At 70.6% G+C, this 25,000-nt stretch carries 19 protein-coding genes and 1 tRNA gene; 19 read left to right on the top strand and 1 reads right to left on the bottom strand.

What is annotated here, in order from left to right; translation table 11 throughout:
* The first annotated feature begins 40 nt into the window (after positions 1 to 40).
* The 18 genes from ACFYPG_RS29470 to ACFYPG_RS29385 all read left to right on the top strand — a co-directional run bounded on the left by ACFYPG_RS29470 (position 41) and on the right by ACFYPG_RS29385 (position 23,953).
* Complete coding sequence (locus ACFYPG_RS29470; RefSeq protein WP_355009800.1) at positions 41 to 1,066, top strand: YihY/virulence factor BrkB family protein; 1,026 nt, start codon at positions 41 to 43, stop codon at positions 1,064 to 1,066.
* Between the two features lie 259 nt (positions 1,067 to 1,325).
* Entirely contained in the window at positions 1,326 to 2,504 is a 1,179-nt protein-coding gene (locus ACFYPG_RS29465) for an ROK family protein (protein ID WP_355009799.1), read from the top strand.
* 133 nt (positions 2,505 to 2,637) lie between these two features.
* Positions 2,638 to 4,146 carry a sugar ABC transporter ATP-binding protein gene (locus ACFYPG_RS29460; RefSeq protein WP_355009816.1) on the top strand — a complete coding sequence of 503 codons (1,509 nt, stop codon included), beginning with the start codon at positions 2,638 to 2,640 and terminating at the stop codon, positions 4,144 to 4,146.
* A complete protein-coding gene (locus ACFYPG_RS29455) occupies positions 4,143 to 5,270 on the top strand; it encodes an ABC transporter permease (protein ID WP_355009798.1) in 1,128 nt (375 codons plus the stop codon). Before ACFYPG_RS29460 ends, ACFYPG_RS29455 begins: the two co-directional genes overlap by 4 nt.
* Positions 5,271 to 5,368: 98 nt before the next feature.
* A complete protein-coding gene (locus tag ACFYPG_RS29450) occupies positions 5,369 to 6,421 on the top strand; it encodes a substrate-binding domain-containing protein (RefSeq protein ID WP_355009797.1) in 1,053 nt (350 codons plus the stop codon).
* 54 nt (positions 6,422 to 6,475) lie between these two features.
* Positions 6,476 to 7,651, top strand: coding sequence for a Gfo/Idh/MocA family protein (locus tag ACFYPG_RS29445; protein ID WP_387354568.1), 1,176 nt, complete (start codon positions 6,476 to 6,478; stop codon positions 7,649 to 7,651).
* 645 nt (positions 7,652 to 8,296) lie between these two features.
* Positions 8,297 to 9,463, top strand: a complete 1,167-nt coding sequence (locus ACFYPG_RS29440) for an inositol-3-phosphate synthase (RefSeq protein WP_387354539.1) — start codon at positions 8,297 to 8,299, stop codon at positions 9,461 to 9,463.
* Positions 9,447 to 10,394, top strand: coding sequence for an SCO3242 family prenyltransferase (locus tag ACFYPG_RS29435; protein ID WP_355009794.1), 948 nt, complete (start codon positions 9,447 to 9,449; stop codon positions 10,392 to 10,394). The genes ACFYPG_RS29440 and ACFYPG_RS29435 overlap by 17 nt, the downstream gene beginning before the upstream one ends.
* Positions 10,391 to 11,374: a sugar phosphate isomerase/epimerase family protein gene (locus ACFYPG_RS29430; protein ID WP_387354538.1), complete on the top strand. Its 984-nt coding sequence runs from the start codon at positions 10,391 to 10,393 to the stop codon at positions 11,372 to 11,374. Before ACFYPG_RS29435 ends, ACFYPG_RS29430 begins: the two co-directional genes overlap by 4 nt.
* Positions 11,375 to 11,452: 78 nt before the next feature.
* Positions 11,453 to 12,061 carry an EboA domain-containing protein gene (locus ACFYPG_RS29425; RefSeq protein ID WP_355009792.1) on the top strand — a complete coding sequence of 203 codons (609 nt, stop codon included), beginning with the start codon at positions 11,453 to 11,455 and terminating at the stop codon, positions 12,059 to 12,061.
* Complete coding sequence (locus tag ACFYPG_RS29420) at positions 12,062 to 12,919, top strand: TatD family hydrolase (protein ID WP_355009791.1); 858 nt, start codon at positions 12,062 to 12,064, stop codon at positions 12,917 to 12,919.
* Positions 12,919 to 14,118 carry a metabolite traffic protein EboE gene (gene eboE / locus ACFYPG_RS29415; RefSeq protein WP_387354537.1) on the top strand — a complete coding sequence of 400 codons (1,200 nt, stop codon included), beginning with the start codon at positions 12,919 to 12,921 and terminating at the stop codon, positions 14,116 to 14,118. The genes ACFYPG_RS29420 and eboE overlap by 1 nt, the downstream gene beginning before the upstream one ends.
* Entirely contained in the window at positions 14,115 to 15,530 is a 1,416-nt protein-coding gene (locus tag ACFYPG_RS29410; RefSeq protein WP_387354536.1) for an alkaline phosphatase family protein, read from the top strand. Before eboE ends, ACFYPG_RS29410 begins: the two co-directional genes overlap by 4 nt.
* Entirely contained in the window at positions 15,527 to 16,594 is a 1,068-nt protein-coding gene (locus ACFYPG_RS29405; protein ID WP_387354535.1) for a polyprenyl synthetase family protein, read from the top strand. The genes ACFYPG_RS29410 and ACFYPG_RS29405 overlap by 4 nt, the downstream gene beginning before the upstream one ends.
* Positions 16,595 to 16,812: 218 nt before the next feature.
* On the top strand, positions 16,813 to 19,671 hold the full coding sequence (locus ACFYPG_RS29400) for a PQQ-dependent sugar dehydrogenase (RefSeq protein WP_387354534.1): 2,859 nt from the start codon (positions 16,813 to 16,815) through the stop codon (positions 19,669 to 19,671).
* Positions 19,672 to 19,746: 75 nt separating this feature from the next.
* On the top strand, positions 19,747 to 21,858 hold the full coding sequence (locus tag ACFYPG_RS29395; protein WP_387354533.1) for a ThuA domain-containing protein: 2,112 nt from the start codon (positions 19,747 to 19,749) through the stop codon (positions 21,856 to 21,858).
* Between the two features lie 371 nt (positions 21,859 to 22,229).
* Positions 22,230 to 22,733 (top strand): sensor histidine kinase, encoded by a 504-nt coding sequence (locus ACFYPG_RS29390; protein ID WP_387354532.1) that lies wholly within the window; start codon positions 22,230 to 22,232, stop codon positions 22,731 to 22,733.
* A gap of 212 nt (positions 22,734 to 22,945) precedes the next feature.
* A complete protein-coding gene (locus ACFYPG_RS29385; protein WP_387354531.1) occupies positions 22,946 to 23,953 on the top strand; it encodes a sugar phosphate isomerase/epimerase family protein in 1,008 nt (335 codons plus the stop codon).
* Between the two features lie 64 nt (positions 23,954 to 24,017).
* On the opposite strand, the gene ACFYPG_RS29380 is transcribed toward ACFYPG_RS29385, so the two are convergent.
* Positions 24,018 to 24,422: a hypothetical protein gene (locus ACFYPG_RS29380; RefSeq protein WP_387354530.1), complete on the bottom strand. Its 405-nt coding sequence runs from the start codon at positions 24,420 to 24,422 to the stop codon at positions 24,018 to 24,020.
* 294 nt (positions 24,423 to 24,716) lie between these two features.
* Between ACFYPG_RS29380 and ACFYPG_RS29375 the strand changes: the two genes are divergently transcribed.
* Positions 24,717 to 24,789, top strand: a tRNA-Asn gene (locus tag ACFYPG_RS29375).
* Positions 24,790 to 25,000 lie beyond the last annotated feature (211 nt).

The raw sequence follows: 25,000 nt of genomic DNA, 5'->3' as shown, positions 1-25,000 counted from the left end.
GCATGTCCGGAGGTGACACCACCGACGAAGAGGAGGGGCGATGGCCTCGGACGAGTCTTCCGCCCAGCGGGAGCGGGAGCATGATCCCGCGAACGCGCCGGTCGGGCCTGACGCGGGGCCGGACAGCCCCACCGATCTGCCCGGCAGTGGCTGGAAGGCGGCGTTGCGCCGGACGGTCCGCGAATTTCAGGACGACAGCCTGACCGACTGGGCGGCGGCACTGACCTACTACGGGGTGCTGTCGATCTTCCCCGGCCTGCTGGTGCTGATCTCGATCCTCGGCCTGCTCGGCAAGAGTGCTACCGAGGGCGTCAAGGACACCGTCAACCAGGCGGTGCCGAACGACAGCATCCAGAAGATCATCGAGGGTGCGATCGATACCGCCCAGCAGAACGGCGGCCTGGCCAGCATCGCGGCGATCATCGGTCTGTTGGCCGCGTTCTGGTCCGCCTCTGGTTACATCGGCGCGTTCATGCGCGCCTCGAACACCATCTACGACGTGCCGGAGGGGCGGCCGATCTGGAAGACGCTCCCGATCCGGCTCGGCGTGACCGCGGTGGTCGGGGTGTTGCTGCTGGTCAGCGCGGTGATCGTGGTCTTCACTGGGCGTCTCGCCGAATCGGTCGGTGACGTGATCGGGTTGGGCTCGACGGCGGTGGCGGTGTGGGACATCGCGAAGTGGCCGGTGCTGCTGATCCTGGTCAGCCTGATGTTCGCGATCCTCTACTGGGCCTCACCGAACGCGCGGCACGGCGGCTTCCGCTGGGTCAGCCCGGGCGGGGTGCTGGCCGTGGTGATCTGGTTGTTGATCTCCGGCCTGTTCGCCTTCTACGTGAGCAACTTCAGTTCGTACGACGAGACGTACGGGACGCTGGCCGGGGTGATCATCTTCCTGGTCTGGCTCTGGCTGAGCAACATCGCGATCCTGCTGGGGGCCGAGTTCGACGCCGAGTTGGAGCGGGGCCGCGCCATCGAGGCGGGTCACGACGTCGACGACGAGCCGTACGTCGAGCTGCGCGACGACCGCAAGCTCCGCAAGAAGCGAAATTCTGCCGGCCGTCGCTGACGGCCCCGCGCGAATCGCCCCGCCACCGAGGATCGGCTGGCGGGGCGTTTGCGTGTCCGTCGATGAAACTGTTGGCGAGGGGACGCGACCCGTCCGTGATCCTTTCCTTGATCGACTAGTAGCTTTTGTTCTTTCGGACAAAAGTTGGTCTCGGAACGGCTGAAGCTCTGGACAGGCGGCGTGGAACGCTCTTACTGTGTCGGACACAACACACCGACATTGCGTCGATGTGAACGCTGCCAATGAAGAGGGGGCCCAGGTGCGCACCGTCGACCCCCTGCACGTGCGCCTGTTGCGGCTGCTCCGCGACGAGGGCGCTGTGTCCCGGGCCGAGCTGGGCGACCGGCTCCAGATGCCGCGTCCGCGCATGCTGGCCGAGCTGGATCGCCTGGTCGCGCTCGGCTACGTCGCCGAGGCGGGGCTCGCCGCTTCCCGAGGTGGGCGTCGCTCGACTCTTGTCGAGCTGAACCCGAAGCTGCGCTTCGCCGCCGTCGACCTCGGCGCCAGTTCGATGGACGTCGAGGTGGTCAACGGCCGCCTCGAACCGGTGGCCCACTACGCCGAGGCAGCCGACATCCGCAGCGGCCCGAAGGTGACCCTGCAACGGGTGAACGAGCTGCTGCACAAGGCCCGGGTCGACGGCGCGTACGAGCGCCTGGACGCTGTCGGCATCGGCGTGCCCGGCCCGGTCAGCTTCCGCGACGGCGTGCCGGTCTCACCGCCGATCATGCCGGGCTGGGACCGGTTCCCCGTGCGTGAGCTGCTCAGCCGTGAGCACGGCTGCCCGGCGGTGGTCGACAACGACGTCAACATCATGGCGATCGGCGAGCGGCACGGTGGGGTCGCCCACTCGGTGGACGACTTCCTCTTCGTGAAGATCGGCACCGGCATCGGGTGCGGCATCTACCTCACCGGCGAGGTCTACCGGGGCACCGACGGCTGTGCCGGCGACATCGGCCACATCCAGGTCGACTCGCACGGTCCGATGTGCTCCTGCGGCAACGTCGGCTGCCTGGAGGCGCTGTTCAGCGGCGCCGCGATGGCCAAGGACGCCTTGGCCGCCGCCCGCAGTGGCACGTCGCCGGCGCTGGCCGAGCGGCTGGCACTGCGGGGTGTCGTCACCGCGCTGGACGTCGCCGAGGGCGCCGTCGAGGGCGACGTGACCTGCATCCAGCTCATCCGGGACGGCGGACGGCGGGTCGGCGGGGTGCTCGCCGGTCTGGTCAGCTTCACCAACCCGTCCATGATCGTGATCGGTGGAGGGCTGGCCCAGCTGGGCCACATCCTGCTCGCCGAGATCCGCAGTGTGGTCTACCGGCGTTCACTGCCGCTGGCCACCGGCAACCTTCCCGTCGTCCTGTCCGAGCTGGGCGGCCGTGCCGGTGTCACCGGCGCGGCGGTGCTCGCGAGCGACGTCGCCTTCGGGGAAGCCGCATGAAGCCGTTCGAGATTCCGTCGTGAGCGAGGAGGAGACTGTGGCTCTGCCCGAGGATGACCCCGCCACCGCGTCGGCCGAGGCCGTCGCCGAGGCGCCGCTGGTCGAGGCTCCCGCCGACACCGTCGCGGGCGAGGTGGTCCTGCGCCTCACCGATCTGGTGAAGACCTTCCCCGGCGTACGCGCGCTCGACGGCGTGCAGCTGGAGGTGCGTGCCGGCGAGGTGCACTGCCTGCTCGGGCAGAACGGCGCCGGCAAGTCCACCCTCATCAAGGTGCTGGCCGGGGTGCACCAACCGGATTCCGGGCAGGTGGAGTGGCGCGGTGAGCCGGCCACGTTCGCCAACCCGCAGGCCGCCATGAAGGCGGGCATCGCCACGATCTACCAGGAGCTCGACCTCGTCGAGGATCTGTCGGTGGCGGAGAACGCGTTCCTCGGGCACGAGTACCGCAACTTCGGTTTCGTCAGGCGCGGCCGGATGGCTCGGCACACCCGCCAGATCCTCAGCCGGCTCGGCCACGGTGAGATCCCGCCGAATCGGATGGTCCGGTCCCTGCCGGCGGCCGGCAAGCAGATCGTCAGCATGGCGCGGGCGCTGTCGCACGAGGCCCGACTGATCATCATGGACGAGCCGAGCGCGGTGCTGGCCCACGACGAGGTCGGCAACCTGTTCCGGATCATCCGGGAGCTGACCGCGCAGGGCATCGCCGTCATCTACATCTCCCACCGCCTGGAGGAGATCCGCGAGATCGGCGACCGGGTCACGGTACTCAAGGACGGCCGGACCACGGCGGCGAACCTGCCGGCGCGCGACACCCCGACCCGCGACCTGGTGAGCCGGATGACCGGCCGCACCATCGAGTACGTCTTCCCGGACCGGCCGACCGAGGACCCCGCCGGCGCCGACCTGCTTCAGGTGCAGGGGCTGACCCGCACTGGCGAGTTCGCCGACGTGTCGCTGAACGTGCGTGCCGGGGAGATCGTGGGCATCGCGGGGCTGGTCGGCTCCGGGCGTTCCGAACTGCTGGAGACGATCTACGGTGCCCGCCTCCCGGAGGCCGGCACGGTGCAGATGGACGGGAAGGTCCTGCGGCCCGGCGTCGGCGCTGCGGTTCGCGCCGGCATGGGAATGGCCCCGGAGGAACGCAAGAGCCAGGCTCTGCTGCTCGGCGAGCCGATCTACCGGAACGTCACGCTGGCCACCTTCGGCCGGTACGCGCGCCTCGGCTTCACCAACGCCGCCAAGGAACGTGCCGAGGCGGACCGGATCGCGGAGACCCTGGAGCTGCGGCCCCGGGACGTCGACCGGCCGGTACGCACGCTGTCCGGCGGTAACCAGCAGAAGGTGGTGGTCGGGCGTTGGCTGCTCGGCGGCACCAAGTTGCTGCTTCTCGACGAGCCGACCCGGGGCGTGGACGTGGGCGCCCGAGCCGAGCTCTACCAGGTCATCCGGGCATTGGCCGCTCAGGGCGTGGGGGTGCTGCTGGTCTCCAGCGAGGTGCCCGAGGTGCTGGGTCTGGCCGACCGGGTGCTGGTGATGCGGGAAGGGCGTGTCGTCCGCGAAGCCGCGGCCGGCGAACTCGACGAGAACACTGTGCTTGACCTCGTGATGGCGGGGTCCTTGATGGAAGGCGCACCGGCATGAGCGACGCGACTCCCACTCCCACCGCGACACCGGAGCGCCCGCAGCTTCCGGCGCAGTCGCCTCCGGTGGATCCGGCGGAGACGGCGGTGGCCAGCGACAAAGCAGGATCCGGGGGCAAGCTCTCCTGGTGGCGGGGTGACGGTGGCGACGGCGCCAAGCGCAACCTCGGCCTGATCGGGGTGCTCGCTGCGCTCATCGTGGTCGGCGCGGTCACCAAGCCCGACCTGTACGGCGACCCGAACTGGGTCTGGAACAACGTCCTGGCCATCCTCCAGTTGGCCTCGGTCGTCGGCGTGGTCACGGTCGGGATGACCTTCGTGATCATCGGTGGTGGCATCGACCTGTCGGTCGGCGCGATCGTCGCGCTCGCCGGGGTCTGGTGCACCACAGTGGCCACCCAGAGCTACGGCGCCGCCGGCATGATCTTCACCGCCCTCGCGGTCGGCGTCTGCGTCGGCCTCGTCAACGGTGTGCTCATCTCGTACGGGCGGCTGGTCCCCTTCATCGCGACGCTCGCGATGCTGGTGGCCGCGCGGGGGCTCGCGGCTTCCATCTCCAACAAGCAGACCCAGGTGTCGAGCAGCACCTTCATCAACGACATCGCCGCGCGCAAGGTGATCGGTATCCCGATCCTCGTCTACATCCTCGGCGCGGTGGTGCTGGCCGGTTGGGTGGTGCTCAACCGCACGACCTTCGGCCGGCGGACCATCGCCGTCGGCGGTAACCCGGAGGCGGCCCGGCTGGCCGGCATCAACGTCCGGCGGCACACCATGCTGCTCTACGCGCTCTCCGGTCTGTGCTGCGGTATCGCCGCCATCATGCTCACCTCGCAGGCCACCTCGGCGCAGGCGGCGATGGCCAACCTGTACGAGTTGGACGCGATCGCCGCGGCGATCATCGGTGGGACGCTGCTCAGCGGCGGCCGGGGCACGATCGTCGGCTCGCTGCTCGGCGTCATCATCTTCGCCACCATCACGAACCTCTTCGCCATCAACGGCCTCTCCATCGAGGCGCAGAACATGGTCAAGGGCGGCATCATCGTCGCCGCCGTCCTGGTCCAGCAGTTCCAGTTCAAGTCCGTCACTCGGCTCCTCGCGCGGAACAGGGTCACCACCGCAACCTGACGCACCGCACCGTTGTCCTGGCGACGTCGAGATCGTTCGACGGTGGCCGGGCCTCGCACACCCTCAATAAGTCAAATCCCGCTCCCAGGAGGTCATTAATGACCCAGCACAGTCGCGACCTGTCGCGCCGCCGGTTGCTCTTCGGTGGAGCCGCAGTGGGCGCTGCCACTCTGCTCACCGCCTGCACCAGCAACGAGACCCCGGCCGCCAGCACCCAGACCAAGGCCGCCGGAAACGCCGAGGGCAACAACGCCCCGGGCAAGAAGGTCGTCATCGGCTTCTCCGCCCCGGCCGCCGACCACGGCTGGATGGGCGCGATCCACGCCAACGCCAAGGCGCAGGCCGCCGCGTACTCCGACGTGGAGTTCAAGGAGGTCGACGGTGGCTCGAGCTCCGAGGCCCAGCGCTCCACGCTCGGCACCCTGATCGCCCAGAAGCCGGACATCATCGTCGTGCTGCCGCACGACGGCAAGGAGGTCAACGCCGTTGCCCTCCAGGCGATGCAGGCGGGCATCCCGATCGTCAACCTCGACCGGATCTTCCCGGACGCGCTGGCCTCGCGGCTGGTGATCAAGGGTGACAACTACGGCATGGGCGTCGCCGCCGGGCACTTCATCGGCAAGCAGCTCAAGGACAAGGGTGTCACCAACCCGGTCATCGGCGAGATCGCCGGTCTGGAGATCCCGCTGACCGTCGAGCGCAGCACTGGCTTCAACGCCGCCCTGGCGACGTACGGGTTCAAGGTGCAGAACCGGCGTTCGGCCGAGTTCACCTCGGACAGCGGCCAGCGCGAGGCGGCCCAGCTCCTCCAGGCGCTGCCGAAGATCGACGCTATCTGGAACCACGACGACGACCAGGGCATCGGTGTGCTGGCCGCCATCAAGCAGGCCAACCGGTCGGAGTTCTTCATGGTCGGCGGCGCGGGCTCCAAGCTCGCGATCGACGCGATCAAGGCCGACAACACAGTGCTGAAGGCCACCGTCACCTACAACCCGTCGATGGCCTCGTCGGCGATCTCCCTCGCGCGGCTCATCGCGCAGGGCCGGGGCCTGGGCGACCTGACGGAGCTGCAGGTGCCCAAGGAAGTGACCCTGGCCTCGGAGACGATCACCAAGGAGAACGCGAGCAGCTACGACAAGCTCGGGTTCTGACATACCGGGGGGAGACCCACCTTGTCCACGACAGACAAAGAACTGCGGGTCGGCATGGTCGGCTACGCGTTCATGGGCGCCGCGCACTCACAGGCGTGGCGCACCGTGAACCGCGTGTTCGACCTGCCGGCGCGGGCCCGGATGGCGTTGATCTGCGGCCGAGACACAGCGAAGGTGGCGGACGCCGCCGACACGCTCGGCTGGGACGCGTACACCACCGACTGGCGTGACCTGATCAACCGGGATGACATCGACGTTGTCGACATCTGCACACCGGGCGACAGTCACGCCGAGATCGCTCTCGCCGCGTTGGCCGCGGGCAAGCACGTTCTGTGCGAGAAGCCGTTGGCCAACTCGGTGGAGGAGGCACGGGCGATGACCGCTGCGGCGGACGCCGCCCGGGCTGCCGGAGTGCGGTCGATGTGCGGGTTCAACTACCGCCGGGTCCCCGCGGTCACGATGATGCGCCAGTTGGTCGCCGACGGACGGCTCGGGGTGATTCGACACGTCCGTGCGACGTACCTGCAGGACTGGATCGTGGACCCGCAGTTCCCGCTGGTCTGGCGGTTGCAGAAGGACAGGGCGGGCTCCGGCGCGCTCGGTGACATCGGTGCGCACATCATCGACCTGACCCAGTTCGTCACGGGTCAGCGGATCAGCGGCGTCAGCGCGGTCACCGAGACCTTCGTCAAGGAGCGGCCGTTGCCCGCCGAGTCGAGCGGTCTGGCGGCCTCGGTGGACGGCCACGAGGCGCCCACCGGGACGGTCACCGTCGACGACGCCGCGGTCTTCGTGGCGCGACTCGACGGTGGCGCCCTGGCCACGTACGAGGCGAGTCGGTTCGCTACCGGCCGGAAGAACGCGCTGCGCGTCGAGATCAACGGCTCGCTGGGCAGTGTGGTCTTCGACCTGGAGCGCCTCAACGAGCTGGAGTTCTACGACGCGACCCGCCCGACTGTGGAGCAGGGCTTCAGCCGCATCCTGGTGACCGAGGGCGAGCACCCGTACATGTCGGCGTGGTGGCCCCCGGGCCACATCATCGGCTACGAGCACTCGTTCACGCACGAGATGCGCGATTTCATCGAGGCGGTCGCCACCGGTGTCGACCCGACTCCCTCCTTCGCCGACGCGTTGCAGGTCCAGCTGGTGCTGGACGCGGTGGCCCGCTCGGCGGAGCTCGGCTCCTCCTGGGCCGAGGTGGAACCGACGCTGACCGCGGCGGCTCTCTGACCATTGGCCATCCGCGACGGCGGTGTTCGCACCGCCATCGCCCGACTGGCTTTCCGAAGCCGACCGGCGAGGGACCAGCCACGGATTGCGCCCCGTGGCCGGGACAGAGGTCGGCATCGGAGAGCGTGCAGCCGGGCCCTACGGCCCGGTGGCGCACGAGCAGGACGGTCGTCCGGTGCGACCGGACCGGGATTCCCCGGCCGCACCGGAGGACCGCCACCACCGGTGACCTCCGGAGGACCTGATGACACCGCCCGCCGCCGCCCCCGCCCGTACCGCACCCGCTCGCCGGTTTCCGGCGGGTAGTGGTTCGGTCGGTGTTCCGGTGGGCGCGGCGGCCTGAGACGCCCGGCCGGGGCATACCAGTGCCCCGACCGGCCGGATGCGGGGGAGGCAGGGTCGAGACGCCGACCCGACCCTGCCTACCAGCCCCGTCTGCTCGCACCTGCCGGGATCCGGTCCGGCGTCGTCGCCGCCGAAGCCGACGTCGGAAGCCGGTGCTGTTCCGGTGCGGGGCGAGCGGACGGGGCCCATTCCACCCGGCCCGAAACTTTTCCGAAACCGGGCCGTATCTTTCCGAAACATATTCTGATATTCCTATATTTAGCGGTACCGACGGTTCCTCGGAAATGGGGAAGGAGCACCATGCGAACAGGTGTCTGGCTGGTAGGAGCGCGCGGTTCCGTCGCGACCACCAGCATCGTCGGGGGGCTCGCGCTGCGGGCCGGCCTGGCCGGGCCCACCGGCTGCGTCACCGAGCTTCCCGAGCTGCGCGGCCCGGCCCTGCCGGCCTTCGCCGACCTGGTCTTCGGCGGACACGACCTGGCCACCACTCCGCTGTGCAAGCGTGCCGAGGCCCTCGCGGACGCTGGTGTCATCCCGTGGCGGTTGGTCGCCGCGCTCCGCGACGAGCTGGGCGTGGTCGAGCAGGAGCTGCGCCCCGCGCCGGTCGGCGACACCCAGGCCGAGCGGGCCGAGGCAGTGGTCCGCGACCTGACCAGCTTCCGCGAGCGGCACAAGTTGGACCGGGTGGTGGTGGTCAACGTCTCCGCCACCGAGCCGGCCCCTCGACCGCACCCCGCGCACGCCGACCCGGCCGCGCTACGCGCCGCCCTCGACGGCCCGGACGAGGTGCTGCCGGTCAGCTCTCTCTACGCGTACGCAGCGGTGCTCGCCGGCTGCCCGTACGTCGACTTCACCCCGTCCACCGGGCTGCGGCTGCCGGCGCTGGCCGCGCTGGCCGAGGAGGCCCGACTGCCGTACGCCGGGCACGACGGCAAGACCGGGGAGACCCTGGTCAAGTCGGTGCTCGCGCCGATGTTCGCGATGCGCAACCTGGCAGTGGGCTCCTGGTCCGGGGTCAACCTGCTCGGCGGCGGCGACGGCGCCACCCTTGCCGACCCGGCCGCGAACGCGGCGAAGGTGCAGAGCAAGCAGCGGGTGCTCGGCGAGACGCTGGGCTACGTCCCGCAGGGCGGCACCCGCATCGAGTACGTCGAGGAGCTGGGCGACTTCAAGACCGCCTGGGATCTGATCACCTTCAGTGGATTCCTCGGCACCGGCATGCGGATGGAGTTCACCTGGCACGGTTGTGACTCCGCGCTGGCCGCGCCGCTGGTGCTCGACCTGGCCCGACTCACCGCCGCCGCGCACGCCGCCGGGCAGGTGGGGCCGCTGGCCGACCTGGGCTTCTTTTTCAAGGACCCGCTGGGCACGCCCACCCACTCGCTGGGCGAGCAGTGGGCCCGGCTGACCGCCTTCACCCGGCAACTGCATGACGGCGGGGACGGTGATCATGACAACGTTGGCTGATCTCGCCGAGCTGGTCCGGGCGCCGGCCGCGCTCTCGGTGCCCGGTGACGTGATCGCCGGGGCCGCGGCGGCGGGCGCGCTGAGCCCGCGTACCCCCGCCCTGGCCGGCGCATCGGTGCTGCTCTACTGGGCCGGCATGGCCGCCAACGACTGGTCCGACCGGGGTCTGGACGCCGAGGAGCGGCCCGAGCGGCCGATCCCGAGCGGGCGGGTCACCCCGGCCGTCGCGGTCGGTCTCGCGGCGGGCCTCACGGCCGCCGGTGTGGGCCTGGCCGCCGCCGTGGGCGGTCGCCGCGCCGCCGCACTCGCCGTGCCGCTGGCCGCCACCATCTGGGGGTACGACCTGCTGGCCAAGAACACCGCGGCCGGTCCGGCCGTGATGGCCGCCTGCCGAGGGCTGGACGTGCTGCTCGGCGCGTCCGGCGGTCGGATCACCCGGGCGTTGCCGGCGGCGGCCACCGTCGCCGCGCACACCTGGACGGTCACCGCGCTGTCCCGCCGGGAGGTCACCGGCGCGGACGCCACCCTGCCGATGCGCACCCTCGCCGGCACCGCGTTGGTCGCCACCAGTGCCGCCGTCGCAGTTCCGGGCGCCTTCCGCACCGCGAACCCCGCCGGGGCCACCGACCGGGCCGAGACCGTCGACGAGACCGGCGTGCGCGCGGGTCGGAGCCGGTCGGCCACGATCGCGGCGCTGCTACCCGCGGTGCTGGCCGGGTGGTACGCCGCCCGGTACGGCGCGGCCCAGGTCGAGGTTGTCCGGGACCCGTCGGCCAAGCGGGTCCGCGCGGCCGTCGGCGCCGGGATCACCGGGTTGCCGGCCCTCCAGGGAGCGCTCACCGCACGGGGTGGAGCAGGTCTGCTCGGGGTGGCCGTCGCGGCGGCCGCGCCGCTGGGTCGACGACTGGCCCGGAAGGTCTCCCCGACATGAGCGTCCCCGAGCCACGGCCCGGTGCGCCGGCCACCGACGCCACCACGCTGCGCCTCGGGTACGGCACCAACGGGTTCGCCAACCACCGCCTCGACGACGCGCTCGCGGTCATCGCCGACCTCGGCTACGACGGGGTGGCGCTCACCCTGGACCATGACCACCTGGACCCGTTCGCGCCCGGGCTCACCCGCCGGGTCGCCGCTGTCAGTCGACGGTTGGAGTCTTTGGGCCTGGCGGTGGTCATCGAGACCGGCGCCCGCTACCTGCTCGACCCGTGGCAGAAGCACGCCCCGACGTTGCTGCACGACGACCCGACCCGGCGGATCGAGTTCCTCCGCCGGGCCGTGCGGATCGGCGCCGACCTGGGCGCGGAGGCGGTCTCGTTCTGGGCCGGTGTCCGACCCGAGTCGGTGTCACCGCAGTGCGCCTGGGACCGACTGGTGGCCGGCTGCGCCACAGTGGCCGACGCGGCCGACACCGCGAACGTCACCCTCGGCTTCGAACCGGAGCCGGGCATGCTGGTGCAGGACATCGCCGACTGGCGTCGGCTGCACGCCGCACTGGACAACCCGGCCCGCTTCGGCATCACCCTCGACATCGGCCACTGTCGGTGCCTGGAGCCCTGGCCGGTGCCGCAGTGCGTCGCCGAGGTGGCCGACCACCTGGTCAACGTGCAGATCGACGACATGCGCCGAGGCGTGCACGAGCACCTGGAGTTCGGCGTCGGCGAGATCGACTTCCCGCCGGTGCTGGCCGCCCTGCGCGACGCCGGCTACCGCGGCCTGGTCGCCGTGGAGTTGCCCCGCGACTCGCACGCCGCACCCGCCGTGGCGGCCCGGTCGATCGAGTTCCTGCGTGCCGCCGCGGCCACCGATCGCCACGCCACTCGCACCCTTTGCTCTGCACCCGCCGATGCGCCAGCGGCCGAGGGATCGCCCGTCGAGGCGACAGCCGCGAAAGAGGCCCCGGTGCAGATGTAGGTGCAGAGCAAAGGGTGGCGTGGCACTGGCACTGGCACTGGCACTGGCACCGGGAGTAGCACAAGGGGAGGAGACGGGATGACACCGGATTCACTACGGGCCGCGCTGGGAGGCGTACCCGATCCCGACTGGCTGGACACGGCGCTGCGCCGGGTCACCACCGAGCCCACCGCGATCACCCGGCTCTTTCCCGCCGTCGGCCGACGCTGCGGGCGGGCCGCGCTGCCCGACGCCCCCGGCTGGACCGCCGACGACGCGGCCCGGGTGCTGCTGCTCACCAGCCTGCCCGGCGAGCACGCGGCGTACGCCGAGCGCCTCTACCAGCACGGTGACGCGGCCGAACGACGAGCAGTGCTGCGCGCCCTGCCGCTGCTGCCGATCGGCGCCGACGCGGTCCCGTTGCTGCACGACGCGATCCGGACCAACGACACCCGGTTGGTCGCCGCCGCGCTCGGCCCGTACGCCCGGCACCTCGACCAGGCCGCCTGGCGGCAGGCGGTGCTCAAGTGCGTGTTCAGCGGCGTACCCCTGGCCGGGGTGGCCGACCTGGACTCCCGGGCCGACAGCGAGCTGACCGCCATGCTCGCCGCGCTGGCGGCGGAACGACACGCCGCCGGCCGTGACCTGCCCGCCGACGCCACCGACCTGCTCGACCGGCTCACCGCCGCACTGCCCCGGGAGGCGTGAATGCGCATCTTCGACCCCCACATCCACATGACCTCACGCACCACCGACGACTACGAACGGATGGCCGCCGCCGGAGTGCGCGCGGTGGTGGAGCCGGCATTCTGGCTGGGGCAGCCGCGCACCAGCGCCGCCTCGTTCACCGACTACTTCGACTCGCTGATCGGCTGGGAGCCGTTCCGGGCCGGGCAGTTCGGGGTGCGCCACTTCGCCACCATCGCGCTGAACCCCAAGGAGGCCAACGACCCGCGCTGCCGGCCGGTCCTCGACCTGCTGCCCCGCTACCTGGACAAGGACGCGGTGGTGGCGGTCGGCGAGATCGGGTACGACTCGATGACGCCCGAGGAGGACGAGGCGTTCGCGGCGCAGCTCGCCCTCGCGGTGGCATACGAACTACCGGCGCTGGTGCACACCCCGCACCGGGACAAGGCGCGCGGCTGCGAGCGGACCCTCGCCGTGGTCGCCGAGTCCGGCATCGACGCGGGTCGGGTGGTCGTCGACCACCTCAACGAGGTGACAGTGAAGCTGGTCCGCGACAGTGGCTGCTGGCTGGGTTTCTCGATCTACCCGGACACCAAGATGACGCCTCAGCGGATGGTGGAGTTGCTGCGGGAGTACGGCACCGAACGGATGCTGGTCAACTCGGCAGCCGACTGGGGGCGCTCCGATCCGCTGCTGACCCGAGCCACCGGCGAGGCGATGCTCGCGGCCGGCTTCAGCGACGACGACGTCGACAAGGTGCTGTGGCGAAACCCGGTGGAGTTCTACGGGCAGTCGGGGCGGCTCGACCTCAGCGACCTGGATGCCGCCGCCGCCGTGGACCCGCAGACCGGCAACTCGATCCTGCGCGGCGGCAGCTGATGCGGCTGCGACATGCCGGCGGTGAGACCGTCCACCTGGGCTACTGCACCAACGTGCACCCGGCCGAGGACCTCGCCGGGATCCTCGGTCAACTGGACACCTACGCGGTGCCGGTCCGCGAGGCGCTCGGCAGCGACCTGCTCGGGCTCGGTCTGTGGCTGGCCGCCCCGGTCGCCGCCGAGCTGGCCGCCGACCAGACGCTACGCCGCCGGTTGCGCACCGAGCTGGACGCGCGCGGCCTGGAGGTGGTCACCCTCAACGGCTTCCCGTACGCGGCCTTCCAGGCCCCGGTGGTCAAGCAGGACGTGTACCACCCGGACTGGACCACCGAGCAGCGCCTGACCTACACCCTGGACCTGGCCCGGGTCCTCGCCGACCTGCTGCCCGACGACGCCGCCAGGGGTTCGATCTCCACGCTGCCGCTGGCCTGGCGTCAACCGTGGGACACCGGCCGGGTCGACGCGGCCCGAGGCCGACTGGACCAGCTCGCCGCCGGCCTGGCCGACGTGCAACGCGACACCGGCCGTGAGGTGCGCGTCGCCTTCGAGCCCGAGCCCGGCTGTGTGGTGGAGAGCACCGGTCAGGCGGCCGCGCTGCTGTCCGGGATGGACACCGAACGGCTGGGTGTCTGCGTCGACCTCGCTCACCTGGCCTGCGCCTGGGAGGAGCCGGCCGAGGCGCTGCACCGACTGCGGGCGGCCGGACTGCCGGTGGTGAAGGTGCAGGTCTCGGCCGCTGTCGAGGCCGCCGACCCGGCCCGCGACGCCGAGGCGTTGCGCCGCTGGGTGGAGCCGCGCTTCCTGCACCAGACCCGGGGCGCCGGTTGCGCCGGTCTGGCCGACCCGGCCGAGCCGACGTACGCGGCCGACGACCTGGACGAGGCGTTGGAGCGGGCGCTGCCCGGGCCGTGGCGGGTGCACTACCACGTGCCGCTGCACGCCCCACCCGAGGAGCCGCTCGGCTCGACCCTGCCGGTGCTTCGTGCGGCCCTGAGAGCGCTCTTCGACGGCCCGACCGCCGGCTGCGACCACCTCGACGTCGAGACGTACACCTGGGGGGTGTTGCCGGCCGCACGACGGCCCGGCACCGACGCGGAGCTGGCCGCCGGCATCGCCGCGGAGCTGGCGTTCGCCCGGGACGAACTGGTCGGCCTCGGCCTGACCACAGACCGAACCGTGAGCATGGGAGTGACGCGATGAGCCGGCGACTGGTGGTCCTCGACGTGGTGGGGTTGACGCCCCGACTACTGGCCCACATGCCTCGACTGCGCGGGGTGGCCGACGGCGGCTTCCGGGCCGAGCTGGGCACTGTGCTGCCCGCCGTGACCTGCTCGGTGCAGTCCACCTTCCTCACCGGAGAGCAGCCCAGCGGGCACGGGATCGTCGGCAACGGGTGGTACTTCCGGGAGCTGGGCGAGGTGCTGCTGTGGCGGCAGCACAACGCGCTGGTCGGCGGGGACAAGCTCTGGCAGGCCGCTCGCCGGGCCGAACCCGGCTACACGGTGGCCAACGTCTGCTGGTGGTACGCCATGGGCGCCGACGTCAACTGGACGGTGACGCCACGCCCGGTCTACTACGCCGACGGGCGCAAGGAACCGGACTGCTACACCGACCCGCCGGAGCTGCACGACGCGCTCACCGGGCGGCTGGGCACCTTCCCGCTCTTCACCTACTGGGGGCCGACCGCCGCCCTGCCGTCGTCGAAGTGGATCTGCCAGGCCGCCGAGCAGATCCTCGCCGACGTGTCACCCGACCTGACCCTGGTCTACGTCCCGCACCTGGACTACGACCTGCAACGCTTCGGTCCCTCGTCGGCCCAGGCCGCCGCGGCGGCAGCCGAGCTGGACGCGGTGCTCGGCCCGCTGTTGGACGCCGCCCGGGCCCGGGACGCCACAGTGGTGGTGCTGTCCGAGTACGGCATCACCGACGTGTCCCGGCCGGTGGACGTCAACCGGTTGCTGCGCGCCGAGGGCCTGTTGCGGGTGCACACCCAGGCGGGCATGGAGTACCTCGACCCGTGGACGTCGAAGGCGTTCGCTGTCGCCGACCACCAGATCGCGCACGTCTACGTCAAGGATCCGGCCGACGTGCCGGCGGTGGCGAAGCTCTGCGCCGGCCTGCCCGGGGTGGCCGAGGTGCTCGACGCCGAGGGTAAGGCCGCACACGGGCTCGACCATCCGCGCGCCGGTGAGCTGGTGCTGGTGGCCGAGCCGGACGCCTGGTTCACCTACTACTACTGGTTGGACGACGCCGACGCACCGGACTTCGCCCGGCTCGTGGAGATCCACCGCAAGCCGGGCTACGACCCGGCGGAGCTGTTCTTCGACCCGGCGAACCCCGGTGCCGCGAAGGCTCGCGCCGGGGTGGCCCTGGCCCGCAAGAAGCTCGGCATGCGGTACCTGATGAGCGCTGTCGGCCTGGACGCCGGTGCGCAGGCGGTTCGCGGCTCGCACGGGCGGCTGCCGGCCGACCCGGCGGACGGCCCGGTGCTGCTCTGCTCCGACCCGAGCGCGGCCCGGGACAAGATCGCGGCGACCGAGGTCAAGGCGCTGCTGCTGGAGCTGGCCGGATTAGGCGTTGACGGCGCGAGCGGCTCGGGGGAGCGGACATGACGGTCACCGTCGCGCCCACCGACGCCAGCGAACTGCGGGCACGCTTCGACGCGGAGCTGGCCGGGTTTCTCAGCCGACAGGGCCCGGACTGGCCGGACGGGGCGCCGCGGGGCGTGTTCACCGCGCTGCAACGGTTCGTGCTGGCCGGTGGCAAGCGGTTACGACCGCTCTTCTGCTACTGGGGTTGGCGCGGCGCGGGGGCGGCCGACGGCACCCCGATCGTGGTGGCCGCGGCGGCCCTGGAGCTGTTCCACGCGTTCGCGCTGATCCACGACGACATCCTGGACGGCAGCGACCGCCGCCGGGGTGAGCCGTCGGTGCACCGGCTCTTCGCCGACCTGCACGCCCGCTCGTCGTGGCGCGGTGACCCCGAGGCGTACGGCCGCAACACCGCGCTGCTCTGCGGGGACCTCTGCGCGGCCTGGTCGGATCAGATGTTCCACGAGTGCGGGCTCAGCACCGAGCAGGTGCACCGGGGGTACGGCGTGTTCGCGCTGATGCGTACCGAGGTGATCGCGGGGGAGTACCTGGACCTGGTCTCGGGGGTGGGCGACGGCTCGGTGGCCAGCGCGCTCACCGTGATCCGGATGAAGGCTGCCCGGTACACGGTCACCCGGCCGTTGCAGATCGGTGCGGCGCTGGCCGGCGCGGGGCCGGAGCTGATCGCCGCGTTGGGCGAGTTCGGTGACCCGCTGGGTGACGCGTTCCAGCTCCGCGACGACGTCCTCGGCGTGTTCGGCGACCCGGCGGTGACCGGCAAGTCGGTCCTGGACGACCTGCGTGAGGGCAAGCCCACGGTCATGATGGCGCTGGCCCGCAGCGCCGCCGACCGGCCCCAGACCATCCGGTTGCGGGAGCTGTTCGGTAACCCGGCGTTGGACGCCGAGGGCGCGGCGGAGCTGCGCGACATCATCGAGGCGACCGGCGCGCGGGAGCGGATCGAGCAGATGATCCGGGTCCGGACCGAGGCCGCGCTCGCCGCGCTGCAGAACGCTGTGGTGGCCGACGAGTCCCGCGCGGCCCTGGTTGCGCTGGCCGGGCAGGCCATCGACCGACGCGCCTGACCGGCGACTTTCGATCAAATCGACAAAAGTTGATGCTGAACCGCCGGAAGGTATGGACACATCGACACGTGCGACTTAGTGTCGTGACCAACACGAAGATGTTTCGTCGAGGTGAACCGGCGGCGCGGTAACCCATCGACCCCCCACCACCGCTACGGCATCCGGCGCGACGGCGCGCGCCCGGCCTGGCAGTCACACGTCAGGAAGGGACAGCACAGATGTCAATGAAGGACGCTCCCCGACAACGGTCCCGACGATGGTTCTCCACCGGATCCGCGCTGCTGCTGGCGGTCGCCGCCGGCACTGTCACCTTCGCTGCCGGCTCGGCCCCCGCCCAGGCACACACGATCGTCGCCAGCGACTTCCAGCAGGTCGAGTTGGCTCGCGGCGTGACCGACATGGGTGAGCCGATGTCGCTGGCGGTGCTGCCGGACCGCTCGGTCCTGCACACCGCCCGCAACGGCACCCTGCGCCGCACCGACGCCAACGGCACCACCTCCGTGATCGGCACCCTCTCGGTCTACACGCACGACGAGGAGGGGTTGCAGGGCGTCGGGGTCGACCCGGGCTTCGCCAGCAACCGCTACATCTACCTCTACTACGCCCCGCCGCTCTCCACCCCCGGCGGCGACGCACCGGCCACCGGCACCGACTTCTCGGCCTTCGACGGCGTCAACCGGCTCTCCCGGTTCACCCTCAACTCGGACTTCACGCTCAACCAGTCCAGCAAGGTCGACGTGCTCGACGTCCCGGCCAGCCGGGGCGTGTGCTGCCACGTCGGTGGTGACATCGACTTCGACGCCGCCGGCAACCTCTACCTGTCCACCGGCGACGACACGAACCCGTTCGAGTCGTCCGGCTACTCGCCGCTGGACGAGCGGACCAACCGCAACCCCGCGTACGACGCGCAGCGCAGCGCCGGCAACACCAACGACCTGCGCGGCAAGATCCTGCGGATCAAGGTGAACGCCAACGGCACGTACTCCGTCCCGTCAGGCAACCTGTTCGCCCCCGGCACGGCCAGGACCCGGCCCGAGATCTACGCGATGGGGTTCCGCAACCCGTTCCGGATCAGCGTGGACAAGGCCACCGGGGTGGTCTACGTCGGTGACTACGGGCCGGACGCCGGCTCCACCAGCTCCACCCGCGGGCCGTCCGGCCAGGTGGAGTTCAACCGGGTCGCGGCACCGGGCAACTACGGCTGGCCGTACTGCACCGGCACCAACACCAGCACCGAGACGTACAACGAGTTCGACTTCGCGACCAGCGCCAGCGGCGCGAAGTACAACTGCACCGGCGGGCCGACCAACAACTCGTTCCGCAACACCGGCCTGACCACCCTGCCGCCGGCCCAGCCGGCCTGGATCCGGTACGCCGGTGACGCCGGCACCCCGACCGAGTTCGGCGGCGGCTCCGAGTCGCCGATGGGCGGCCCGGTCTACCGGTACAACGCCTCGTCGACCTCCACCACCAAGTTCCCGCAGTCGTTCGACGGTCAGTTCTTCGCCACCGAGTTCGGCCGGGGCTGGATCAAGCCGATCCACGTCAACTCCGACGGCTCCCGGGGCACCATCGACACCTTCCCCTGGGTCGGCAAGCAGGTGATGGACTCGGCGTTCGGCCCGGACGGCGCCTACTACGTCCTCGACTACGGCACCGGTTACTTCAACGGTGACGCCAACTCCGCGCTCTACCGCTTCGACTACGTCGGCGGCGGCAACCGGGCGCCCACCGCGAAGGCCAGCGCCAACCGCACTTCAGGTGCGGCCCCGCTCGCAGTGACGTTCTCCTCGGCCGGCTCGTCCGACCCCGAGGGTGGCACGTTGACCTACGCGTGGGCCTTCGGTGACGGCACCACCTCGACCGCCGCGAACCCGACGAAGACCTACAGCGCCAACGGCACCTACACCGCCACGCTGACCGTGCGGGACCCGCAGGGCGCCACCGGCAGCAGCAGCGTGCAGATCAGCGTCGGCAACACCGCGCCCACCGTCACGATCAACAACCCGGGCAACGGTCAGCTGTTCGGCTTCGGGGACACGGTGCCGTACAGCATCACGGTGACCGACCCGGAGGACGGCACCATCGACTGCACGAAGGTCAAGATGACCTATGTGCTCGGCCACGACCAGCACGGCCACCAGATCACCTCGAAGACCGGCTGCTCCGGCTCGATCACCATCCCGGTCGACGGTGAGCACGACGACGCGGCGAACATCTTCGCGATCTTCGATGCCGAGTACACCGACGCCGGTGGGCTGACCACGCACACCCAGCACACGTTGCCGCCGCGGCACCGCCAGGCCGAGTTCTACGGCACCTCGTCGGGGATCAACGTGTTCAGCAAGACCCCGGCCGAGGGTGGCAAGACCGTCGGCGACATCAACAACGGCGACTGGATCGCGTTCCAGCCGTACCGGCTGGGCAACGTGACCTCGTTCAACGCCCGGGTCTCCTCGGCGGGCGCCGGCGGCACCCTCCAGGTCCGGGCCGGCTCGGCCACCGGCACCGTGCTCGGCTCGGCCACGGTCCCGGTGACCGGCGGCTGGGAAACCTTCACCACTGTCACCGGGACGATCAGCAACCCGCCCACCGGCACGACCACGCTCTACCTGACCTTCGCCGGGTCGGGCACCGGGGCGCTCTACGACCTGGACGCCTTCACCTTCGTGACCGGGACGCCCCCGGCCGGTGGGGCCGGGCCGATCAAGGGCCTGGCTGGCAAGTGCCTGGACGTGCGCAACGCCGCCACCGCCGACGGCACGCAGATCCAGATCTACACCTGCAACGGCAGCGCGGCGCAGACCTGGGCCGTGACGCCGAACTCGACGATCAAGTCGTTGGGCAAGTGCCTGGACGTCGCGGGTGCCGCCACCGCCGACGGCACCAAGATCCAGCTCTACACCTGCAACGGGACCGCCGCGCAGAACTGGGTGGCCCAGGCCGACGGCACGTTGCGTAGCCCGGCGTCCGGCAAGTGCCTCGACGTCTCCGGCAACAGCTCCGCCGACAGCACTGCGGTCCACCTCTGGACCTGCGTCAGCGGTGCCGCAAACCAAAAGTGGATCCTGCCCTGAGCTGACAGGTGGGGGCCCCTCGGCACGCCTAGTGTGAGGCGAGGGGCCCCTCCTAACCGCAGTTAGGAGAGCGATATGCGCAGACGTCTGCGACCCGTCCTCGGTGCGGCAATGGCCGCACTCGCCGTCATCGCCTGCACCACCCCAGCCACCCCGGCCAGCGCCGCCGACGCCCCGTACGACGTGTTGGTCTTCTCCAAGACCGCCGGTTTCCGGCACGACGCGATCCCGGTCGGCATCCAGACCATCCGGGACCTGGGCGCGGCGAACAACTTCACGGTCACCGCGACCGAGGACGCCGCCGCGTTCACCACGAGCAACCTCAACCAGTACGAGGCTGTCGTCTTCCTCAACACCACCGGCGACGTGCTCAACGCCAGCCAGCAGACCGCCTTCGAGTCGTACATCGGCTCCGGCCGCGGATACGTGGGTGTGCACGCCGCAGCCGACACCGAGTACGACTGGCCGTTCTACGGCAACCTCGTCGGGGCGTGGTTCGCCTCGCACCCCGCGATTCAGCAGGCCAACATGAAGGTGGAGGACCGGGGCCACGCGGCCACCGCTCACCTGCCGCAGACCTGGACCCGCACCGACGAGTGGTACAACTACCGCACCAACGCCCGGTCGAGCGCCCACGTGCTGGCCACCCTCGACGAGTCGTCGTACTCCGGCGGCGGAATGGGCGCCGACCACCCGCTGAGCTGGTGCAAGAGCTACAGCGGCGGCCGGTCCTTCTACACCGGCGCGGGGCACACCCAGGCGTCGTACGCGGAGTCGGGTTTCCGGAACCACCTGCTCGGCGGCATCCGGTACGCCTCGGGCCGGAGCAAGGCCGACTGCCGGCCCGAGACCGGCTACACCCCGCTGTTCAACGGCTCGACGGCCGGTTGGTCACAGGCCGGCCCGGGCAGCTTCACCAACACCGACGCCACCCTGACCTCGGTCGGCGGCATGGGTCTGTACTGGTACAACGCGAAGCAGTTCACCAACTACTCGCTGAAGATGGACTGGAAGCTGGCCGGTGACGACAACTCCGGCATCTTCATCGGGTTCCCTCCGTCGAGTGACCCGTGGTCGGCGGTCGACAACGGTTACGAGATCCAGATCGACGCCACCGACGCGACCGACCGCACCACCGGCGCGGTCTACACCTACAAGTCCGCCGACATCGCCGCCCGCGACGCGGCGCTGAACGCGCCGGGGGAGTGGAACACCTACGAGCTGCTGGTCGAGGGCGAGCGGCTACAGATCTTCCTCAACGGGGTGAAGATCAACGACTTCACCAACACCAACCCGGTACGGTCGCTGGCCGGTCACATCGGTATCCAGAACCACGGCACCGGTGACGACGCCTCCTTCCGCAACATCCGGATCAAGGAACTGGGCGGCACCCCGCCGACCGGGAACACCACGATCCAGGCCGAGGCGTTCAGCTCGGCCAACGGGGTCTCCGCGTTCACCAAGGCGGGCGCCAACGGCGGGCAGACCCTCGGCTACATCGAGCCGGGTGACTGGGCCGCGTACAACGGGGTCAACCTGGCCGGGGTCACCTCGTTCACGGCGCGGGTCGTCTCCGGCGGCGCTGGTGGCGCCATCCAGGTGCGCACCGGTTCGGCCACCGGCCCGGTGCTCGGCACTGTCGCGGTGCCGAACACCGGCAGCTGGAGCACCTACGCCAACGTCTCCGCGGCGCTGTCCAACGTCCCGTCCAGCACCCAGAACCTCTACCTCACCTTCACCGGTAACGGCACGGGGCTCTTCGACCTGGACGACTTCACCCTGGTCAAGGGTGGAGGTGGCACAAACGGGGTGGGCCCGATCAAGGGTCTGGCCGGCAAGTGCCTGGACGTGCGCAACGGTGGCACCGCCGACGGCACCCAGATCCAGCTCTACACCTGCAACGGCAGCGCCTCGCAGACCTGGACCGTGACGCCGAACTCGACGATCAAGGCGCTCGGCAAGTGCCTGGACGTCAACGGCAGCGGCACCGCCGACGGCACCAAGATCCAGCTCTGGACCTGCAACGGCAGCGGCGCACAGAACTGGGCTGCCGCGTCCGACGGCACGCTGCGCAACCCGTCGTCGGGCAAGTGCCTGGACGTCTCCGGCAACAACTCCGCCGACAGCACCGCCGTGCACCTCTGGACCTGCCTCAACGCGGCCAACCAGAAGTGGACCCTGCCCTGACCGACTGCCCCCTGACCCCCTGACAGCGGAGGGGCCGCGGCTCACGTCGTCGGCCCCTCCGGCCTGACCGCCGACGTGCCCGGCCGACGTCCCCCGTCGACCGGTCGCACCGTCGAAGCGCGACGAGCGGTGTCTCCAACGAGCGTGATGCCTCTGAGTCATCAAGATGACTCAGAGGCATCACGCTCGCACCAATTTGTCCGCCGGGTCGCCATCCCGCCGGGCGCCGCATGCGAGGTGTGCGGGCTTGTCGGAAAGGTCGGGCCTCGGTGTAGGGCTGGCCCCCGCGCCGCTGCCGGGGTACCCGGATGCAGGCACATTGCGTGGACGCCGCCGCCCGGCTCACAGCGGGCTGCCGTACCTTGACCTGCATGGGGTTGTTCGCGCAGTGGCGCGGGACGGTGCTGGCGCGAGGCCATCAGCTGCTCGGTGCGCTGGGCCGGGCCGACGAGCCCGACGACCCGTCCCAGCCGGCGCCCAGCCTGAACCGCCTCGACGCGCTGGTGGAGGGCTTCACCGCCGGTCAACCGGTGCGGTGGACCATGGCCGGGCAACCCCGTCCGCTACCCGGCCCGGTCGACGTCGTGGCGTACCGGATCATCGAGGAAGCGCTGACCAACGCCTGCCGGCACGCGCCGGGCGCCCCGGTCGGGGTCCGCCTGCGCTACGACGCTGCGGGCATCAGCATCGAGGTCCGCGACGAGGGCGCCGCTCCCGCTCCGTCCGGCGGCGGCACCCAGGGCGCCGGTCGAGGTCTGCTCGGGGTACGCAGGCGCGCCGAGCGGCTCGGCGGCACGTTTTCCGCCGGCCCGCGCGCCGGTGGTGGCTTCACCGTACGGGCTGTCCTGCCCGCGCCCGAGGAAATGATCGGATGATCGGCCGTCTGCGGGGCTTCCCCGATGGGGCACTGCGGAAATAGGGTGGGGGTCGGCGACCGTGCTGGTGGCCGGTGACCCGGTGGGAGGCGCAACCCGCCGGGCTCAGGTGTGCTCCGCACCCACCGGTGACCGTTCGGGTGCCACGCACGTCCGGTCACCCTCGCCCCGGTCCGCACAAGGAATCCCCATCACATCAGGGGAGAAGGACAATGGCGCGACCCATCACGCTCTTCACCGGCCAGTGGGCCGATCTTCCGTTCGAGGAGGTCTGCCGGCTCGCCTCCGAGTGGGGCTACGACGGTCTGGAGATCGCCTGCTGGGGCGACCACTTCGAGGTCGACAAGGCGCTCGCCGACGACTCGTACGTCGAGCGCAAGAAGGAAACCCTCGCGAAGCACAACCTTGAGGTCTTCACGATCTCCAACCACCTGGTCGGTCAGGCGGTCTGTGACCACCCGATCGACGAGCGGCATCAGGACATCCTGCCCGGCCGCATCTGGGGCGACGGGGAGCCCGAGGGGGTTCGCCAGCGGGCCGCCGAGGAGATCAAGGACACCGCGCGGGCGGCGGCGAAGCTCGGAGTGAAGACCGTCGTCGGCTTCACCGGCTCGTCGATCTGGCACACCCTCGCGATGTTCCCGCCGGTGCCGCCGTCGATGATCGAGCGCGGCTACCAGGACTTCGCCGACCGGTGGAACCCCATCCTCGACGTGTTCGACGAGGTGGGAGTGCGGTTCGCGCACGAGGTGCACCCCAGTGAGATCGCGTACGACTACTGGACGACGAAGCGGACGCTGGAGGCGATCGGCAACCGGCCCGCGTTCGGGCTGAACTGGGACCCGTCGCACTTCGTGTGGCAGGAGCTGGACCCGGTGAACTTCATCTTCGACTTCGCCGACCGGATCTACCACGTGGACTGCAAGGACGCGAAGGTGCGTACCGGCGATGGCCGGCGTGGCCGGCTCGCCTCGCACCTGCCCTGGGCCGACCTGCGGCGCGGGTGGGACTTCGTCTCCACCGGCCACGGCGACGTGCCCTGGGAGGACTGCTTCCGCGCGTTGAACGCGATCGGCTACACCGGCCCGATCTCGGTCGAGTGGGAAGACGCCGGAATGGACCGGCTGGTCGGCGCTCCGGAGGCGTTGCAGTTCGTCCGCCGGCTCGCCTTCGACGCACCGACCGCCGCCTTCGACGCGGCGTTCAGCAGCAAGGACTGACCGCGCGTCGGACAGACCACGGGCCGGTCGCCCTGCGGCGACCGGCCCGTCGACGTGCGATTGGTCAGAGCGTGCTGGCGTTCGTGCCCGAGCCGGACGGCTTGGTGCGGGGGTTCGTGGACGACGGCGACCCGGAGGTCGTGCCGACCGTGCTGGTGCCCGTCTTGGCGCCCACAGTGGCGGGCGTGCCGGCGAACGCGTCGTCGGCGGCGGTCAACTGCTGCGTGCTGGTGCTGCCGTTGCCGTTGCCCAGCTTCTCGCCCAGTTTGGTCTGGCCGAGCTTGTCCTTGCCCTCGCTGTAGAGCTTGTTGGCCTGGGCCTGCGCGACCCCGGCCGCCTCCTGGACGGTCGGGTGGTCGAGCACCTTGCGGCCCTTGACCACGAGCTCTTCGTACTTCTCCCGGCCGGCACGGGCGCCCAGGACGAATCCCGCAGCCAGCCCGCCAAGAAACATGATCTTTCCGCGCATGGCGGCTCCTTCCGTACCTGACGCGCCGTCACCCCGGCGAGTTGCCCCGTCGGAAGGCGACCTGTTCGCGCCTGCGTCCTCTGTCCGCAGCTAACTACCCATCCTGCTCCCCGCTCAAGCATGGTTGTGCCGGGATGGCGATTTATCCTGTTTGTCAATGCGTCGCGGACCCTGACCTGCGCCTCTTGATCACCCGGCGCCGGGGTGGAACCCACTGGACCGCCACCGGGGAAAGTCCTGTACTCTTGTCCCGTCGCACGGCGTCGGCGAGATCCGATGTCAGGCGGTGCACGATCCCCTGTAGCTCAATTGGCAGAGCAGCCGGCTGTTAACCGGCAGGTTATTGGTTCGAGTCCAATCGGGGGAGCTTCTCCACCCAACGCCCGTCGGCTTCAGGCCGACGGGCGTTTCTTCGTATCTGGCCCCCCATCCGCAGGGTCGATCATGGAGTTGTGGTGTCGGTTGCACCCTGCTTTGCGCATTTCATCCACCGCCACAACTCCTTGATCGACGCTGACGGTATGCCGGATTCGCACTGTCTCGACTGGTTTGGGCGGCAGGATGGGCGATGGTGGCCG

Origin of the sequence: Micromonospora sp. NPDC005553, from assembly GCF_042871765.1 — a bacterium.
Taxonomy (GTDB): domain Bacteria; phylum Actinomycetota; class Actinomycetes; order Mycobacteriales; family Micromonosporaceae; genus Micromonospora.
This window is presented reverse-complemented; position numbering and strand designations above follow the sequence as displayed.